The sequence below is a fragment of the Hyphomicrobium sp. ghe19 genome (assembly GCF_902712875.1).
GTDB lineage: Bacteria > Pseudomonadota > Alphaproteobacteria > Rhizobiales > Hyphomicrobiaceae > Hyphomicrobium_B.
In genome coordinates this window covers 2,361,496-2,379,038 of record NZ_LR743509.1, presented here as the reverse complement: position 1 = coordinate 2,379,038, position 17,543 = coordinate 2,361,496, and the positions used below count along the sequence as shown (strand labels likewise).

The following is a 17,543-nucleotide window of genomic DNA, read 5'->3' as shown; positions in this document are numbered from 1 at the left end:
TCGCAATCGACAGTAGGGCAGGGAGGACGCAATGGCGATCAATATAAGCCGCCACGACGAACGTCACGGGAGGTTCGATCGTAAGGCGTCGGTCGAATATCACCTCATCTTCAGTGCGGTCTTCGTCGTTCTGCTTTTCACAATGGTGCTCGAGCGCATGATGCCGTGGACATGGCTACACAAGGCCAACGAGGTCCGCCGGGCTTCGGTGATCTCCCGCGCTTGGGATGCTGCACAGACCTGCACGGCCTACGCCTTCATGGGTTAGGCCGAAACGTTCGCCCGGCGATCGCTCGCGGGGCGGAGATCGCGGACGTAAGCCGCGATCATCTCTGCCGCGCTAGCCGCGCGGTGAAGTTGAAACATGCATGAGGAGAAAAAGACAATGGCAATTGAAGATAGGCGAGGCGGATCCTTATCCGGCTTGACCGAACAGGAAGCGAAGGAATTTCATGGAATTTTCATGACGAGCTTCATCCTGTTCACGGTAATAGCCATCGTCGCTCACATTCTCGTTTGGATGTGGCGCCCCTGGTTGCCTGGCCCGAATGGCTACGCATCGCTTGATGGCGTGACCGACGCCGTCAATTACGCAACGGCGGGCGGAATTACAGACGCCGTCAGCTACGTCAAATCATTGGTAGCATAGGAGAAGGTGACATGTGGCGACTTTGGCTTCTATTCGATCCGCGTCGTACGCTGATCGCGTTGTTTACCTTCCTGTTTGCGCTGGCGCTGATCATTCACTTCATTTTGCTCAGCACAGATCGCTTCAATTGGCTCGAGGGTCCGCACAGGGCTGCGGCGCCGAAGGCAGAGCTGCAGCAGACAGTACCGGACCGCGCACCGGCCTGACCTTCACGGGGCAAGTCCGCAGACGAAGAAAAGGACGCGGTTCGGACACTGTTCCGAGCCCGTCCATGCCCGAGACGAACAGGCGAGCTCGAATGCTCGCATCCGGAGGAGCGACCGATGGCCATGTTGAGCTTTGAAAGGAAATATCGCGTTCGCGGCGGCACGCTGATGGGCGGAGATCTATTCGATTTCTGGGTCGGGCCGTTCTACGTCGGCTTCTTCGGCGTAACGACGATCTTGTTCGTCATCGTCGGCGTTGCAATGATCCTCTACGGCGTCTCGCAAGGGCCGACGTGGAGTCTGTTCCGGCTGAGCATCAACCCACCGGATGTGAAATACGGCCTGGCCTTCGCGCCGCTGAAAGAAGGCGGCATCTGGCAGATCGTGACGGTTTGCGCGTTGGGATCGTTTGGCTCGTGGGCTCTGCGGGAAGTCGAGATCTGCCGCAAGCTCGGCATCGGCTATCACGTGCCCTTCGCCTTCGGCTTCGCGATACTCGCTTACTTCACGCTCGTCGTCATTCGCCCAGTGCTCATGGGTTCGTGGTCCTACGGTTTCCCGTACGGCATCATGAGCCACCTCGATTGGGTCTCGAACACCGGCTACAGCTACGGGAATTTCCACTACAATCCAGCGCACATGATTGCGATCACGTTCTTCTTCACGACGTGTCTCGCGCTTGCATTGCATGGCGGTGTGATCCTCTCGGCTGTCAATCCCGGACGACATGGGCCTGAGCCTGAACCGGTCAAGACGCCGGACCACGAGAACACTTTCTTCCGCGATACGATCGGTTACTCGATCGGCACCATTGGCATTCATCGGCTCGGGCTATTTCTCGCCCTTTCCGCCGTTTTGTTCAGCGCGATCTGCATCGTCATTAGTGGACCGCTGTGGGCGGAAGGCAACGCGTGGGCCGACTGGTGGGACTGGTGGCTGAAGCTTCCGATCTGGTCATAAGTCGATAGGGGAATGCTATGGCGCAATATCAAAACATCTTCACGCAAGTGCAAGTTCGCGGTCCCGTTGAGTTCGGTGTGCCCGTTCGGCGTAGTTGGCCCCGCCAAGGCCAGCCCTTCTTCTCGTACTGGGCTGGTAAGATCGGCGATGCTCAGGTTGGGCCCGTCTATCTCGGAACGATCGGTGTGCTGTCAATCGTTTCGGGAATCATCGCGATTGAGATCATCGGCCTCAATATGTTGGCGTCGGTTGATTGGAATCCGATCCAATTCATCCGCCGGCTGTTCTGGCTCTCGCTGGAGCCGCCGGATGCCAAGTGGGGCCTGACGATTTTTCCGCCTTTGAAGGAAGGTGGCTGGTGGCTCATGGCCGGCTTCTTTCTGACGACCTCCATCCTTCTGTGGTGGGTGCGGATGTACAAGCGCGCCCGCGAGCTGAGGATGGGGACGCATGTGGCTTGGGCTTTCGCGTCCGCGATTTGGCTGTTCCTCGTGCTCGGGTATATTCGCCCAATTCTGATCGGCAGCTGGAGCGTGGCGCCGCCGTTCGGCATCTTCCGGCATTTGGATTGGACGAACCAGTTCTCGCTCGATCACGGCAATCTCTTCTACAACCCTTTCCATATGCTCTCGATCGCCTTCCTCTACGGGTCTGCGTTGCTGTTCGCAATGCACGGCGCCACGATCCTAGCGGTTGGCAGATATGGCGGTGAACGCGAGCTCGAGCAGATTACGGATCGAGGAACGGCGGCCGAGCGGGCTGCACTCTTCTGGCGCTGGACGATGGGCTTCAACGCGACGGTGGAGTCGATCCACCGATGGGCTTGGTGGTTCGCCGTGCTCTGCCCGCTCTGCGGCGGCATAGGTATTCTGCTGACGGGAACGGTCGTCGACAATTGGTACGATTGGGGCATCAAGCACGGCTTGGCTCCAACCGCGTATCCTTAACTAACGCAGACGTCTCCACGATGTTTGGGTGTCCCCAACTCGAGCGACTTCCGGTAAATCCGGCAGCCGCTCGCTTTTTTATTCAGGGGAATTACAGAGCAGATAAACCGCCTTCGCGGAAACTTCGGGCGGTCCCGATTGTTTGTCTTTGAAGTGTTTGAGAGCGCTGAACGAATTTTGGGACATTAAATTGCGATAGGAACTCGCGGTAGGAAACCGCCGGCAAGAAGGAGAAGAGACATGCAACGCAACCCCGATGCACCGAGCGACTTCACCGTGGCCTTTGCGACCTTCATCGGATTCTTCGCTGTCACTATTTTTGCGGCTGGGATCGGCAGCTATATCGGCCGTCACAGCACGCCGGAACCTTCCCAGGCTGCGGCCGCGCCGGCGCCTGCCTCGTTGCCTGCCCAGGCATCTCCGTCAAAAACCCCTTGAATATATGGGTAAGCGCGAACGCGACTTATGGCGCAGACAAAAATAAGCACCGCGAAGACTGACCTTCACGGTGCTTTGTTTTTTAATTGAGAGACCTATTTCAGAGATTTCAGATATTCGATGACATTGGCCCGATCGGCGTCATCCTTGAGGCCGGCGAAGATCATTTTTGTGCCGGGAATTTTCTTGTTCGGCCCCTGCAACCATTCATTCAATTGTGCATCGTCCCATGTAATCCCGGAATTCTTCACGGGCTGCGAATAGTTGTAATCCGGCGCCGTACCCGCTTTGCGGCCGTACACTCCGACCAAGTTCGGGCCGACGGCGTTCTTGCCGAGTTGATGGCAGACTTGGCATTTGTGGAACACAGTCTTGCCGGCTTCCGCGTCTGCAGCCACGGCCACCGCCGGAACGCCGGCGAAAATCGCTGCTGCCAATATCCATTCGCGCATTTCAATTCTCCTTTGTAGCCATCACGTACTCGGGGTCAAACCACTGCGTTTTGTTGCTGCGCTCTATTCCGCGGCGAGGCGGACATATTTGCCGTTGGCAATGGGACACGCGGCCCAAAGTGTTTGAAGCGCGGTCAGGAGGTGCGCCATCTGCTCGTCTGTGTGGACAGGCGATGGGGTGAGCCGCATCCGCTCCGTCCCTTTAGGTACGGTCGGATAGTTGATCGGCTGAACATAGATCCCGTGCTCCGTCAGAAGCGTGTCGGTCAGGGATTTGCAATGCACGGGATCTCCGACCATTACCGGAACGATGTGGCTGGGGTTGTCCATGACCGGCAGACGAATTTCTTTCAGTAGCCGCTTGAGAGTCCGCGCACGTTCCTGATGGGCAGTCCGCTCGACCGTGCTGGCCTTGAGATGGCGGATGCTGGCGGTGGCTCCGGCAACGATAGCGGGTGCCAGAGACGTGGTGAAGATGAACCCGGGCGCGAAAGATCTAATGGCGTCGCAACAGGCGCGCGTTGACGCGATATATCCGCCCATGACGCCGAAGCCCTTGGCCAGGGTTCCGTTGATAATGTCAATGCGATCCATGACGCCGTCGCGTTCGGCGATGCCGCCGCCGCGCGCCCCGTAGAGACCGACTGCGTGCACTTCGTCGAGGTACGTCATGGCATTGTATTTCTCAGCCAGATCGCAGATGGCTGCTACGGGTGAAATATGGCCATCCATCGAGTACACGCTTTCGAAGGCGATCAGCTTCGGCGTGTTTTTCGGATATTTCTTAAGTTTGCATTCGAGGTCCGCGAGGTCGTTGTGGCGGAATATGTGCTTCTCTCTCTGCCCACGGCGAATGCCTTCGATCATCGAGGCGTGATTCTTCTCATCTGAGAAGATCACAAGGCCAGGGACAAGTTTTGCGAGCGTCGACAACGTTGCGTCGTTGGCGATGTATGCGGACGTGAAGACGAGCGCCGCGTCCTTGCCATGCAGGTCGGCGAGTTCATGCTCTAGCTCGACGTGATAATGAGTCGTGCCGGCGATGTTCCGTGTTCCGCCTGAGCCCGCACCGACCGCGTCAATGGCGGCGTGCATAGCGTTGAGCACAACCGGGTGTTGGCTCATGCCGAGATAGTCGTTCGAGCACCAGACGGCGACCTCGCGGTTTTGGCCCGCGTTCCAATGCTGAGCCAGCGGATACGCGCCTCTCTTCCGCTTGAGATCTGCGAAGACGCGGTATCTGCCCTCGCACTGAAGCGTGTCGAGATGCTTCTGGAACAGAGATTGGTAATGCATTTTTGCCTCCCCAGCGTCCTTCATCTTCATATCCATTTTCTATGCGCGCCTCGCGAGGGGACGCAGGTGATCGTCGCGTGGCAGTGCTGGCGCCGCCGCGATTTCTATCGGCACGAAGCCGGTATTTTCATCCGACCGATCGGATTTCCAGTTCCAAAGTGCGGCGACTGGCAACGGCAAGACGAGGAACCAGTGCTCGACCACCACAAGGAACATGAGCGCCGCGAGTAGCGACCATCCCGTCGCGGCAAATGCCGTCGCGTCAGGCGCTGTTGCGCGGTCGATGCAAAGCCAAGTCAACAACGTCGACACCGTCACAGACAGCGGGAAGAGGAGGTTCATCGGACGGTTGCGGAAGTAGCTCTTCAGATAAGCGAGATGCTGCGGCAGGAACTCAGCGGTGAGGTTCGGAACACCGAAATAGACGTTCAGCTTGGCGCTGATGCGCGCCAGCCAGAGAATGACGAACGTCAAAGTGCCAAACTGATTGGGGGCATTCCATGTCAGCGACACGATCACCGCCATCGTCGCGACAATCGCAAGCTCGTGATAGATCAGCGTTTGGGTGGCATGGAGGAAACGCTGGCCTTCTGTGCCGCCTGGAGGGCAAGGCGAGACGCGTGTTCCCGTAACATAACCCGTCAAGAAGCTGATTTCGTGCCATGCCCAGACAATGAGCGCGCAGGAGAAGCCGCAGAATGCCGAGGCGACCGTCGTGTCGTTGCTCGTTATCCAAAGCCCGAATAGGCCCATGCAGGCAACCGCGGTCGCGGTCAGCATGCTGACGCCGAAAGTCTGCTCGGGCATCTTCAGAAGATAGAGGACCGCGCCGGTGCTGAACCACCAGACGAAAATTGCAAACGTTATTGCGATTGCGTAGTCCAATTCGGAAACTCCGGCTTACCAGGCTGGCGCCATGCGGCTCGATTGAGGGATGGTGTTTTCGGCGGGGCGCAGCAGGAAGAGCTTGCAGAATGCGTATGCCGCGCGGGTACCGAGCGCTGCGCGCTTGAGTTTGCCACGGATGCCGCTTTGAGTTTGTGCTGCGGAAAGCTTGTCGTTGATGACGCGCAGATGCTCGAGGCCGGCGCGGAATCTCGGATTTTCGATATCGAGGACAACCGGGAATATTTGCTTTGAGATGTCGTTGGTGATGCGGAAGACTCGATAGTCGTAATCGGTCGGATCGATGCCGAGCGCCTTGTGGAACTCCGGCCGCGCATGATCGCGCACGTACATCGTGGCGTAGACGGCGAGCAGGAAAAAGCGGACCCACAGCTTGTTGAGGCCTGTCAGGAATTTGGGATTGGCGCGCATCAGCAATGCAAAGGCTTCGCCGTGGCGAAACTCGTCGTTGCACCACTGCTCGAACCACTTGAAGATCGGGTGGAACCGGCGGTCGGGATTGCGTTCGAGATGGCGATAGATGGTGATGTATCGCGCGTAGCCGATCTTTTCCGAAAGGTATGTCGCGTAGAAAATGAACTTCGGCCGGAAGAACGTGTACTTTTTTGTTTTGGTCAGAAAGCCGAGGTCGACTCCGATATTGAAATCACGCAATGCGTCGTTGATGAAGCCGGCGTGGCGGGCCTCATCGCGGCTCATGTAGCGGAAAAGTTCGACGATGTCGGGGTTCTTGCCGCGCTTTTTCATCTCGGCATAGAGCACGCAGCCCGAAAATTCAGCGGTCAGCGAGCTGATCAGGAAATCGAGGAACTCCTTGCGCAAGCCCTCCGGCAGGCTTTCAAGCTCGATCTTGGTCCATTCGGCGTTACGGCGAAAATGCCCTTTGTTCGGATCGGCGCGCATTTCGGCGAGTAGCTGGTCCCATTCGCCTCGTACGCGATCGACGGTCATGGCATCGAGTTCGGCAAAGTCGGTGGTGTAAAAGCGCGGCGCCAAAAGCGTGTCGTGCTTGGCGGCGAGGGTGGCGCTGTTCGGCCGCCCGATGGACTCTATCGTCATAACTTTCTCTCCGATGAGAAGCTGACTTCGTAAAGTTCCGTCAATTCGAATCGGGCGAGGAGGCGGGTCCAAGCCCGGTCCAATCTGTTTGCTCGTGTCACGGTCGCGAGGCGGCGAAGGCTGACTTTCTGTCCATACGGCACCCGCACGGGATCGCCATGTACAAGGACTTCGTCGCCGGCGTTCATCTCGAGATTGCCGTCGAGATTTACATGCGCATGCAAGCTTTCGAACGTGTTCTCGATCTCGATTGTGCACGGAACATCGATCGTCTCGCGGTTTCGGAGAAATTCCCTGATCATGGCTCTCTACTCACGTTCGGGAGAAGTTTCGCGAAGGCTTGTTCGTTGCTAGCCCCGAAGCCGACCAGCTCCGTTTTCTTGCCGTTCGCCGGATCGGAGATTGTGAGGCGGCCATTGTCCCAGCGTGTCAGGGTGAAGGGTGTTGTCTTTGCGCCGCCCGCAATGAGGCGCTCGCGGGCGATAACCCGCATCACGGCTCTAACGAAGCCGTCGTTGCCGGGAACAATTGTGTCGATCAGTTCGCCGCTATGGGCATCCTTGATCAAGATTGAACCGCCGGAGGCGTCGTCGAACAGCAGATCGCGGCTGACCAGCGGATTTGTGTAATCGAGATGGGTCGTCCCGACGCCCGATACGCGTGCGCCGCTCGCGACGGCGAGGGCACTCAGCACCAGTGCAGCCGCATAGATAAGCGGGGCCGGCGGAAAGACGAAACTTCTGGCTGTCGCGTCAGTCACGGCACGTCTCCCTACGCAGCCACGGTTTGGCCGCTCGTTGCGGCGGCTTTCGTTTCGACTAATGCGGGACGCGGCACACGCACCCGGATTTCAGGGCGGACGGACGCTGCCTTGAGTGCTGAACTCAATAGCTCCGCGACCTCATTGGCTTTCGGTATCGAGCGCAGCATTGGTTCGGGCTTCGTCGTTCGCCACGGTCGCACGTGCGGCCAAAGGACGACGAGCGACTGGCGTCTTTCGCTGGCGACGGCGAGCGGGATATCGCCGCTGCCGTTGCGGTAGACGTGCAATCCGGCCGACTGCACCATTTTCAGGGGGATGTTCATCGTGATCGGCAATGCGACGCCGAACCTCATAACGACGCGGCGGTTCGTAATCGTGTAAAGCGTGGTCCGCGCGACCAGACGCGAGAAGAACACCAACGCGGCGAGGGCGGTGAGCGCGAGCCCTGTGAGCTTGAATGCGAAGACCACCACGTCGACCGTCGCCTGGTGATTGGCGATGGCCGACGTCGTTCCCCATAGAACGATCAGTGTGAGGTAGATGGCGACGGCCCGGATGTGCAGCGCGTGGATAGCAATTCCCGACCAAGACGGTGCGCCTTGCCAAAGAATGCGCTCTCCGTGCGGCAGGTCTTCCGGCAGGCCCGGAACAGGCTCGTTGTCATGCTCTCTCACAGCAGAGCCTCCCGCCGGAGCGGCGTGGCGTAAAGGAGCCCGCCGCCGTAATAGGCGCAGATCTGATCTTCCTCGCGGAAAGTCACCTTCTCGGGATCGCGTGTCGTCGGCGCGTCGCCGAGCTGCGAGGAAAGAATGGCCTTGACCGTCACGGTGCCCTTGCGGCCGTCGATACGAGTAAAGGTTATTGGCAGGAGCACATTACGGCTGCTGCCTTTCGGCTGAACCTCGAGGTAGCGGATGATCACTTCGGAGACGTCGATCCAGACGTCCGAAATAATTCCGCCCACAAGGCCGTCGGCACAGATAACTTCCATGCCGCGCGGATCGGGATCGTTGGGATCGAGTGTGAAGTGCTTGTATTCGCCTGACGTCGCCGGTGCCGACGTTTCCGTGCCTTGCTTGGCGTGCGTGACAAGGCGCTCTCCGCTCGCGATGCGAAGCGGAACGATTTTGGGAACGCCGTCGAGTGTTAGATCCGGGGTGTCGGCGCGCAGTGCGTAGGCGCCGGGACCGGCTCCGGACGTCATCGGGTCGCCGATGGGTTCGAGTGGCGCTCCGGGCCAGGCAGCAATAGGCTCCGCGCGTATCTCGGGCTCGACGCTAGGCCGCGGCGCAAGCACGATCCCGCCGTGCGGAAGTACGAATGTCTTCGGTTTTGGAATCGGCGGAAAATTGAGATAGGGCGCCGTTTCTGGGCGCTCGAATGCGAGAGGATAACCCTCGCGCTTGTCTTCGCGCCGGAGCCAGTAGATGAGATACGCAAAGAACGCCCAGAATGCGTAGAGGACGACCTGCGCCACATCTATACCTTGGGTGATATCGCCTTTCATTAGAACCTCCTGAAGGCAAATCTAGCCAGGGAACTCTGCTAGACCGAAACTCGATTGATCGCGCGACCGAGAAGCAACCGCAGTGCGGACGAGTGGTCCGACAACGGCCAAGGTCACGAAGAGCAGCATGATTTCCAGATAGTAGACGATGCCGTATCCGACCGCCGGACCGGTCAGTGCTGGTCCGAGTAGTCCGTGCGAGGCGAGTTCTCCTGCGGCATCGCGAATGGCGCCGCCAAGTGCGACTCCGAGCCCTGCCGCGGAAGCCTGCACGGCCCCCCACACGCCAAGTGCCAAACCTCGCGAGTCGCATTCGGCGAGCGTCATCGCGCCTGTCAGTGTGCCGATTGCGAAGAGCCCGCCGCCAAAACCGATGCAAGTCGTGCCGATGCGGAACAGAGTTGGCGAGTCAAAGGGGGCCGAAAAAATGACGGCAGAAAATGCTACGACACCGGCAAGCGCGCCGTAACCTGCGAGACGATATGGATCGGCGCCGCGCTGCAGAGTGTGAGAGGCAATCGCAAAGGCGCCGAGCGTTCCCGAAGCCAGCAAAGCCGTCAACGCAGTTGTTGCGCCGACGGAGAGGTGCAAGACTTCGCCGCCGTAGGGCTCGAGCAAGATGTCCTGCATACTGAAGCCGGCTGTTCCCAGTCCGACCGCGAGAAGAATGCGGCTCGATCTTCCGCCCATATGGAAGGCGCGCCATGATTGGAGGAACGTCGGGTGTTCGATGTCACTTGCCGTTCGTGAGGGATCTCGAACTTCCTGCTTCCAGAGCGCGATGATGTTGAGCACCATCGTCAGAACCGCAGTTCCTTGGATGATCTGGATGAGACGGATTTCGCTGAATTGCGTGAGCAGGCGCCCGAACGCGATCCCACTTACCACCATGCCAACGAGCAACATCACGTAGAGAAAGGCAACGACGCGCGGGCGAGATGCTTCAGGCGCGAGATCGGTGGCGAGGGCTAGACCCGCGGTCTGCGTCGTGTGGAGCCCCGCGCCGACCAGCAGGAAGGCCAACCCACACGCCACATGTCCGGCCCATACCGGACCATTCGAATCCCCTGACAAGATGATCAGCGCGAACGGCATGATCGCCAAACCGCCGAACTGGAGCAGGGTGCCGAACCAGATGTACGGCACGCGCCGCCATCCGAGCAGAGAGCGATGGGTATCGGAGCGAAAGCCGATCAGCGCGCGGAATGGCGCGAAGATAAGCGGCAGCGAGATCATGAGCGCGACGAGCCAACTCGGGACGCCGAGCTCGATGATCATCACGCGGTTCAGCGTTCCGTTGAGCAACACCAGCGCCATGCCGACGGTGACCTGGAACAGCGAGAGACGGAGCAGCCTTGGCAGCGGCAACTCGGTGGTGGCCGCATCCGCGAATGGCAGCAGCCTTGGGCTGAGCAGAATCCACTTCTTCGCGAGTCTATCGTTGAGGCCTTTCATTCGGGGACAAGCTCCACGGCCTGGGATTTGTAGAATCCGCTTGCGATCCGCTTGGTCCGGCAGATGTTCCAGTCGCGGAGCTTCGGCTCAGCTTCGACAAGCTCGTCGAGGTGGAAAGCGCTGATAGGCTCAATCGCGGGAGCGCGGTCCGAACGAGGGAATGCGCGCCCGATAGCGTGCATCATCGCAAGGGCAGTCGTTTTCGGGGCGTAGGTGAAGAGAACGCCCCGGCTTGCCTTGGCGGCGAGACCCGCTAGCACCACGACCATATCGGGCGCGGAATAATGTATGAGAGAATCCATAGCGACGACGTAGTCGAAACGCCCGAGATCCGGCTGCAACATATCGCCGACGATGAATTCGACGTGTCCGGTGCCGAATGTTCGCGGCGCACGGTCGCGCGCCAACTCAATCAGCGATCGTGATAGATCGGTCGCGACGACTTCAGCGCCTCTCGCGGCCGCCTCATTGGCCAGGGCGCCTGTCCCGCAACCGGCGTCGAGGAGACGGATGCCCCGGAGATCGTCTGGCAACCAGCCGAGAAGCGTCGCGCGCATGTCATCGCGGCCAGCGCGGACCGTCTGACGAATGCGGCCGAGCGGCGCATCGGATGTCAGCCGCTTCCAGGCTTCGGCGGCGGTGCCGTCGAAGTAGCTTTCGATTTGGTTGCGGCGTCGAAGATATGTGTGCGTTTCCATCAGTCGAACCCCAGAAAATCGAAAATTTCTCGATCCTTCATCGGCTTTGCGTCGAGCGGTTCACTGCCGGCCCAAAGGCTTGCGGCAAGGCGCAGATATTCGTTCTGGACGGCTTCGAGTTCGGGCGACGGTTCCATTTCGAAGAGCGTCGATTTCTTCAGCCGGCTGCGACGGATGATGTCGAGGTCGGGAATCAGCGCCAAACGCTTCAGGCCTGTCGCATCCGCGAAGCGATCGATCTGGTCGGTCGCAGCGCTGCGGTTGGCGATGACGCCCGCGAGGCGCACGGGATAGTTTTTCGACTTTGCCTGGATTGCCGCGATGATGCGGTTCATCGCGAAGATGGAGTCGAAATCGTTGGCCGTTACGATGAGGGCGCGATCGGCGTGCTGTAGCGGCGACGCAAAGCCGCCGCAGACGACGTCGCCGAGCACATCGAAGATGACGACGTCGGTGTCTTCGAGAAGGTGATGCTCTTTGAGAAGCTTGACCGTCTGGCCGACGACATAGCCGCCGCATCCCGTTCCCGCAGGAGGACCGCCGGCTTCGACGCACATGACGCCGTTGTAGCCCTCGTAGACGAAATCTTCGACGCGCAACTCCTCGCTGTGGAAGTTGACGGACTCGAGAACGTCGATGACCGTCGGCACGAGCTTCTTCGTCAGCGTGAATGTCGAGTCGTGCTTCGGGTCGCACCCGATCTGCAGCACGCGTTTACCGAGCTTCGAAAACGCGGCGGATAGATTGGAAGATACCGTGCTCTTGCCAATTCCGCCTTTGCCATAGACGGAAAAGACCTTGGCGTTGCCGATTTTCACGGCGGGATCGAGCGCCACTTGAACGCTGCCCTCGCCATCTGCCGCGGCAGGAACGGTTCTAAGAAGTACGTTCATGCGGCGACCTCCAACCCCACGCCTTCGGCGCGATCCTCTAGTTCCTCACCGGCTTTGCGCAGCGCGTCGAGCGTTGCCTCGTCCGGCGTCCAGTATTTGCGCTCGTGCGCTTCGAGCAGACGGCTTGCGACTTTGGCTGAAGCCAGCGGATTGAGCTCGGCGAGGCGCCGGCGCATCTCTTCATCAAGAACGAATGTTTGTGTGAGCCTCTGGTAGACCCAGGGAGCGACTTGGCTCGTGGTCGCGGACCAACCGACGGTGTTGGTTACGTGCGCTTCGATCTGGCGAACGCCCTCGTAGCCATGCTTCAGCATGCCCTCGTACCATTTTGGATTGAGCATACGTGTGCGGGTTTCAAGAGCCACCTGCTCGGAGAGCGTGCGCACCTGGCCCTCGCCGCACGTCTGGTCTCCGATATAGACCGGGATCGTGTTGCCCTTCGCGCGTCTGACGGCGCGGCTGACGCCGCCGAGGTTGTCGAAATAATGATCGACGGTCGTGACGCCGAGCTCGACGGATTCGAGATTTTGGTAGGCGAGATCGACAGTCGCCAGCATGCTTTTCAGAAGTGCGGCTTGGTTGTTCGGCCGGCCCGAGCAGCCGTAAGCAAAGCATTTGCGGCGTGTGTAGGTTTCCGCGAGTTCGTCTTCCTCGTCCCAGCGTCCGCTGTCGATCAGTTGATTGACGTTCGATCCGTACGCGCCGTCGGCATTGCTGAAGACGCGGAGTGCTGCTGTTTCAAGATCGCATCCGTGCTGCAGCTGATATGTCAACGAATGCTTGCGGACGAAGTTCTGATCGGCCGGTTCATCGGCTCTGGCCGCGAGCAGCGCGGCTTCGGCCAACAGCGTCGTCTGCAACGGCAGCAAATCGCGGAAGATGCCGGATAACGTCATGAGTACGTCGATCCGTGGCCGTTTTAGCTCGGATAGAGGGATCAAGGATGCGCCCGTGAGGCGGCCATACCCGTCGAAGCGCGGCTTCGCGCCGATCAAGGCCAGCGCTTGCGCGATTGGGCCGCCTTCGGACTTGAGATTGTCGGTACCCCAAAGAACGATTGCGATCGATTCCGGCAGGGCATTGGTTTCTGCCTTGTGCCGGGCGAGTAAGCGGGCTGCTTGATGCGCGCCATCGGCGACGGCGAAGGCGCTAGGGATACGGAACGGATCGAAGCCGTGGACGTTGCGGCCGGTCGGCAGAATTTGCGGCGTTCGCAGCAGATCGCCGCCCGGCGCGGGCTTCACGAAATGACCGTCGAGCGCGTGCACGATAGCCGAGACTTCGTGGTCCTCGGAAAGCAGGCGATCGGTCTTCGCGAGTTCGCGGAATATATTCAAGTTTGCGTCCGTGGGCGCCAATCCGCTGATGTGGACCACCGCTTCGGGTTTAGCACCGGCCACGAGTGCCTCAATCGCTGAGCGCTCGGGCGTCACTCCATGAGAGGCATCGGCGACGGCGAGCAGCATTCCCACCCGCTCGTCGGGCGATGGCGGCAAGCCCACCACATGCAGTCCGTGCGGAATGAGCGTGTGCTCGAGTTCGAGAACACCATCTATGAGCGTCGCGACCTCGCGATCAGCTTCGCCAATCCAAAGCGGCTCGGCCGGCGCCAGATCGAGACCCGCGGCCTGCGATTGGATGAGCTCCGACAGGCGCGCTTTCTCGTCACCCGCTTCGGGGGGCAGACCGCGCCAGCGATTGAGAGACGCTTTGAGATCGATCAGCCCGCGATAGAGCCCGGCTTGCGCGACCGGCGGCGTGAGATAGCTGATCAACGTTGCTGCGGAGCGCCGCTTGGCGATGGAGCCTTCGGACGGATTGTTCGCGGCATAGAGATAGAAGTTCGGAGTCTCGCCAATGAGCCGGTCCGGCCAGGAACTGCCCGACATTCCGGCCTGTTTGCCCGGCATGAATTCGAGCGCGCCGTGTGTACCAAAATGCAAATATGCGTGGGCTCCGAAGTCTTCGCGCAGATAGCGGTAGAAGGCCGAGAAGGCGTGTGTCGGCGCGAACGACTTCTCGAACAGAAGCCGCATCGGGTCGCCTTCGTATCCAAATGCCGGCTGAACGCCGACCAACACATTGCCGAACTGAGCGCCGAGTACGAAGATCGATCGGCCATCGGCCTGGAGCTTGCCGGGTGCCGGGCCCCATTGTGTCTCGATCTCGTTCAGCCACCGCTCGCGACGCACTTGACTATCGGTCGAAACGCGCGCCACGACGTTTGCTGGCATCCCGAATGTGCTGGAATTGCCGCCGAGGATCGCTGCTCTCAAAGCGTCGGGGCTCGCAGGCACGTCGACGGAATAACCTTCGCGCGCGAGGCCGTGCAACGTATTCCATAGTGACTCGTAGACAGCGAGGTAGGCGGCTGTCCCCGTCGCTCCGCTGTTCGGCGGGAAGTTGAAGAGGACGACGGCGATCTTGCGATCTTTTCGCGCGGTCTTCCTGAGGGCCACGAGCTTGGCGACACGCGCCGCGATCATTTCCGCGCGGTCGATGCAGACATGCATATTACGGGTGTTCTCGGTCACGGAGAACGTGCACGCGCGATGACAACCCTCGCAGGGTTTTCCTGAAGCATCGGAGCGGCCGCCGAAGACCGTCGGACCGGTGGCGCCGTCGAGCTCAGGAATGGCGACCATCATCGTCGCCTCCACGGGATGGAGGCCGCGCTCGGATGCGCCCCATTGCTCGAGCGTCTGGAATTCGAGAGCGTGAGCTGCGATGTAGGGAACGTCGAGGTCGCTTAGAACTTCCTCGGCTGCCTTGCTGTCGTTATAGGCCGGTCCGCCGACAAGCGAGAACCCCGTGAGGGAGACGACGGCGTCGACGCGAACGCGGTTATCGCTTTTGAAGAATGCTTCGATAGCGGGCCGCGCATCCAATCCCGTAGCGAAAGCTGGGATGACGCTGAGACCGCGTGCTTCCAGAGCGTGGATCACACCATCGTAATGCGCGGTATCGCCTGCGAGAACCTGCGAGCGCATCACCAGGAGCCCGACTGTACCTTTCACAGCGCCAGCCGGGCGAGGCAGCTTGTCGGCCCGATCGGAGAGACGACGCGCGAGACGCGGATGATATACGCCGACGTCGGGGTGCTCGGACGGCAGCTCAGCTTTCAACGTTCCGCGGAAGGCGCGGCGGGGACCGTCGGCGTAGCGATCGATCAGAAAGCGCACCAGATTGACGATGTTGTCGTCGGTGCCGGCAAGACAATATTGCAGCGTCAGGAAATAGGACCGCACGTCCTGTGCCGTGCCCGGGATGAAGCGCAATATTTTCGGAATGCGGCGAAGCATGGCCACCTGTTGAGCGCCGGCGGTGGCATTGGTCTTTTTTGCTCCCCTGAGACGCTTCAGAAGGGCGACGGCGCCTCGCTCCGGCTTGTCCATTTGGAACTGGCCGAGCCGAGTCAAGCGGATAACTTCGCCTGCCGACATGCCGCCGACGATTGCATCACAATCGTCGCGGCGCGCCTGAAGCGACGGCAGCACCGCTTGAATGTGGTCTTCCATGAACAGCATCGTGGAAACGATGAAGTCCGCCGTTGCGATATCGGCGCGGCAGCGGGCGAGCGCATCTGGGTTGTCGCCCCACTCAGCGGCGGCGTGCAGGCGGAGATCTAGGCCGGGGAGTGCTTGACGAAGCTGCAGCAACGCCCGTTCTGCCGCGCTCGCCAAGTGGCTATCGAGCGTCACGATGACGAACTTGACCGGCACTGCGCTCTTGGCGTCAGCGGGCGTAATGGGCTTTTGCATCGTAAAGCGTCTCTAGGGTTACCGTCGCGACGCCACGTTCGGTGGCGTAGCGTTCCGTATTCCGACGTGCTTTTCCACGAACGAAGAAAGGTATCTTCTTAAGCTCGTTTTCGGCCTCCGACGCCCAAGCGATCTGTGGCGTGAAGTTCGTCTCGCCTTTGGTTTGAGGCGGCGCGGATGCTTCGACCGCGCTCGTCAGCGCCGTTGGCCCAAGGTGCGAAGGCGCGGCAGCATCGTTGAATTCAAAATCTTCGCGGAACATCGAGAGCAGATGCTCTTCGAGGCCCATCATCAGCGGGTGCACCCAGCTGTCGAAAATGACGTTGGCACCCTCGAACCCCATCTGCGGTGAGTAGCGCGCTGGGAAGTCTTGCACGTGGACGGGCGCAGATATCACCGCGCTCGGAATGCCGAGGCGTTTGGCGATATGGCGCTCCATCTGCGTTCCAAGCACGAGTTCGGGCTGCAGCTCCTGCACCTTCGCTTCGACTTCGAGATAGTCGTCGGTGATCAGCGCGTCGACGTCGTAGGCTTTGGCTGCTTCACGGACTTCGCGGCCGAATTCGCGGCTGTACGTTCCGAGCCCGACGACGGTGAAGCCCAGCTCTTCCTTACATATGCGCGCGGCGGCGATCGCATGCGTTGCGTCGGCGAAGATGAAGACGCGTTTTCCGGTCAGATAATTGGAGTCGACCGAGCGCGAATACCAAGGCAAATGGCATGCTTCCGAAGCAAGGAAGGCGCTGGCGTCGACCTTTGCCACCTGCGCCACTTCGGCAATGAATTCGCGCGTGGCCAAGACGCCGATAGGTGGTTTCCTGACGCACGGCTGGCGGAACGTCTTCTCGAGCCATTGTGCTGTTGGGCCTGCGATCTCGGGATAGAGCGCGATGTTGAAATCGGCCTCTCCGAGCCTCGAGAGGTCATCGCGCGTAGCGCCGAGCGGCGCGACGCAGTTCACGTCGATACCGATCTCGCCGAGCAACCGCTTCACTTCCACGACGTCATCGCGGTGCCGGAATCCGAGCGCGGTAGGCCCCAGAAGATTGCAGCGCGGACGCATTGTTCTGTCGCGCGGTGGCCGCTGCCAATCGGCCGGTGGGGCGTGCGGTCCGGCGCAGGCGCGCACAACACGATAGAGCGTTTCGGCCGCGCCCCAGTTTTCTTTCTTCTGATATGCGGGCAACTCCAGGGGAACGACTGGCACCGGCAAGTCGAGAGCCAATGCAAGGCCGCCCGGATCATCCTGCAGCAGTTCCGCCGTGCAAGAAGCTCCTACCAGCACGATGTCGGGCTTGAATCGGTCATAGGCGTCCCGGACAGCAGTCTTGAAAAGGTTCGCCGTGTCGCTTCCGAGATCGCGGGCCTGGAACGTTGTGTACGTCACCGGCGGCCGCTCGCTTCGCCGCTCGATCATCGTGAACAGCAGATCGGCGTAGGTGTCTCCCTGCGGCGCATGAAGGATGTAGTGCGAGCCTTTCATGGCGGTCGCTACTCGCATCGCGCCGACGTGGGGTGGTCCTTCGTATGTCCAGAGGGTCAGCTGCATCCTG

At 60.1% G+C, this 17,543-nt stretch carries 19 protein-coding genes; 6 read left to right on the top strand and 13 right to left on the bottom strand.

Features of this window, described 5'->3' with window-relative positions; all coding sequences use genetic code 11:
• Positions 1–31 precede the first annotated feature (31 nt).
• From AACL53_RS11380 to AACL53_RS11355, 6 genes are all read left to right on the top strand, one after another.
• Complete coding sequence (locus tag AACL53_RS11380) at positions 32–268, top strand: hypothetical protein (RefSeq protein ID WP_339084616.1); 237 nt, start codon at positions 32–34, stop codon at positions 266–268.
• Between the two features lie 117 nt (positions 269–385).
• Positions 386–649 (top strand): light-harvesting antenna LH1, beta subunit, encoded by a 264-nt coding sequence (pufB, locus tag AACL53_RS11375; protein WP_339084615.1) that lies wholly within the window; start codon positions 386–388, stop codon positions 647–649.
• An 11-nt stretch (positions 650–660) separates the two neighbouring features.
• Positions 661–855, top strand: a complete 195-nt coding sequence (gene pufA / locus AACL53_RS11370; RefSeq protein ID WP_339084614.1) for a light-harvesting antenna LH1, alpha subunit — start codon at positions 661–663, stop codon at positions 853–855.
• A gap of 117 nt (positions 856–972) precedes the next feature.
• Positions 973–1,815 (top strand): photosynthetic reaction center subunit L, encoded by an 843-nt coding sequence (gene pufL / locus AACL53_RS11365; RefSeq protein WP_339084613.1) that lies wholly within the window; start codon positions 973–975, stop codon positions 1,813–1,815.
• 17 nt (positions 1,816–1,832) lie between these two features.
• Positions 1,833–2,762: a photosynthetic reaction center subunit M gene (gene pufM / locus AACL53_RS11360; RefSeq protein WP_339084612.1), complete on the top strand. Its 930-nt coding sequence runs from the start codon at positions 1,833–1,835 to the stop codon at positions 2,760–2,762.
• A gap of 240 nt (positions 2,763–3,002) precedes the next feature.
• The gene (locus AACL53_RS11355) at positions 3,003–3,200 is read left to right on the top strand and encodes a hypothetical protein (protein ID WP_339084611.1); all 198 of its coding nucleotides are present in this window, start codon (positions 3,003–3,005) and stop codon (positions 3,198–3,200) included.
• Positions 3,201–3,295: 95 nt separating this feature from the next.
• On the opposite strand, the gene AACL53_RS11350 is transcribed toward AACL53_RS11355, so the two are convergent.
• The 13 genes from AACL53_RS11350 to bchB all read right to left on the bottom strand — a co-directional run bounded on the left by AACL53_RS11350 (position 3,296) and on the right by bchB (position 17,539).
• Positions 3,296–3,652 (bottom strand): cytochrome c family protein, encoded by a 357-nt coding sequence (locus tag AACL53_RS11350; RefSeq protein WP_339084610.1) that lies wholly within the window; start codon positions 3,650–3,652, stop codon positions 3,296–3,298.
• Positions 3,653–3,715: 63 nt separating this feature from the next.
• A complete protein-coding gene (gene hemA / locus AACL53_RS11345) occupies positions 3,716–4,948 on the bottom strand; it encodes a 5-aminolevulinate synthase (RefSeq protein WP_339084609.1) in 1,233 nt (410 codons plus the stop codon).
• A 39-nt stretch (positions 4,949–4,987) separates the two neighbouring features.
• Complete coding sequence (puhE, locus tag AACL53_RS11340; RefSeq protein WP_339084608.1) at positions 4,988–5,833, bottom strand: putative photosynthetic complex assembly protein PuhE; 846 nt, start codon at positions 5,831–5,833, stop codon at positions 4,988–4,990.
• Positions 5,834–5,848: 15 nt separating this feature from the next.
• Entirely contained in the window at positions 5,849–6,913 is a 1,065-nt protein-coding gene (gene acsF / locus AACL53_RS11335; RefSeq protein ID WP_339084607.1) for a magnesium-protoporphyrin IX monomethyl ester (oxidative) cyclase, read from the bottom strand.
• Positions 6,910–7,215 (bottom strand): hypothetical protein, encoded by a 306-nt coding sequence (locus AACL53_RS11330; protein WP_339084606.1) that lies wholly within the window; start codon positions 7,213–7,215, stop codon positions 6,910–6,912. The genes acsF and AACL53_RS11330 overlap by 4 nt, the downstream gene beginning before the upstream one ends.
• On the bottom strand, positions 7,212–7,673 hold the full coding sequence (gene puhC / locus AACL53_RS11325; RefSeq protein ID WP_339084605.1) for a photosynthetic complex assembly protein PuhC: 462 nt from the start codon (positions 7,671–7,673) through the stop codon (positions 7,212–7,214). Before puhC ends, AACL53_RS11330 begins: the two co-directional genes overlap by 4 nt.
• An 11-nt stretch (positions 7,674–7,684) precedes the next feature.
• The gene (gene puhB, locus AACL53_RS11320) at positions 7,685–8,350 is read right to left on the bottom strand and encodes a photosynthetic complex putative assembly protein PuhB (protein ID WP_339084604.1); all 666 of its coding nucleotides are present in this window, start codon (positions 8,348–8,350) and stop codon (positions 7,685–7,687) included.
• Complete coding sequence (locus tag AACL53_RS11315) at positions 8,347–9,183, bottom strand: PRC-barrel domain-containing protein (RefSeq protein WP_339084603.1); 837 nt, start codon at positions 9,181–9,183, stop codon at positions 8,347–8,349. Before AACL53_RS11315 ends, puhB begins: the two co-directional genes overlap by 4 nt.
• A gap of 21 nt (positions 9,184–9,204) precedes the next feature.
• Complete coding sequence (locus tag AACL53_RS11310; RefSeq protein ID WP_339084602.1) at positions 9,205–10,638, bottom strand: PucC family protein; 1,434 nt, start codon at positions 10,636–10,638, stop codon at positions 9,205–9,207.
• A complete protein-coding gene (gene bchM / locus AACL53_RS11305) occupies positions 10,635–11,336 on the bottom strand; it encodes a magnesium protoporphyrin IX methyltransferase (RefSeq protein ID WP_339084601.1) in 702 nt (233 codons plus the stop codon). Before bchM ends, AACL53_RS11310 begins: the two co-directional genes overlap by 4 nt.
• Positions 11,336–12,229 carry a ferredoxin:protochlorophyllide reductase (ATP-dependent) iron-sulfur ATP-binding protein gene (gene bchL, locus AACL53_RS11300; protein WP_339084600.1) on the bottom strand — a complete coding sequence of 298 codons (894 nt, stop codon included), beginning with the start codon at positions 12,227–12,229 and terminating at the stop codon, positions 11,336–11,338. The genes bchM and bchL overlap by 1 nt, the downstream gene beginning before the upstream one ends.
• On the bottom strand, positions 12,226–15,990 hold the full coding sequence (locus AACL53_RS11295) for a magnesium chelatase subunit H (RefSeq protein ID WP_339084599.1): 3,765 nt from the start codon (positions 15,988–15,990) through the stop codon (positions 12,226–12,228). Before AACL53_RS11295 ends, bchL begins: the two co-directional genes overlap by 4 nt.
• Positions 15,965–17,539: a ferredoxin:protochlorophyllide reductase (ATP-dependent) subunit B gene (gene bchB, locus AACL53_RS11290; RefSeq protein WP_339084598.1), complete on the bottom strand. Its 1,575-nt coding sequence runs from the start codon at positions 17,537–17,539 to the stop codon at positions 15,965–15,967. The genes AACL53_RS11295 and bchB overlap by 26 nt, the downstream gene beginning before the upstream one ends.
• Positions 17,540–17,543: the final 4 nt, after the last annotated feature.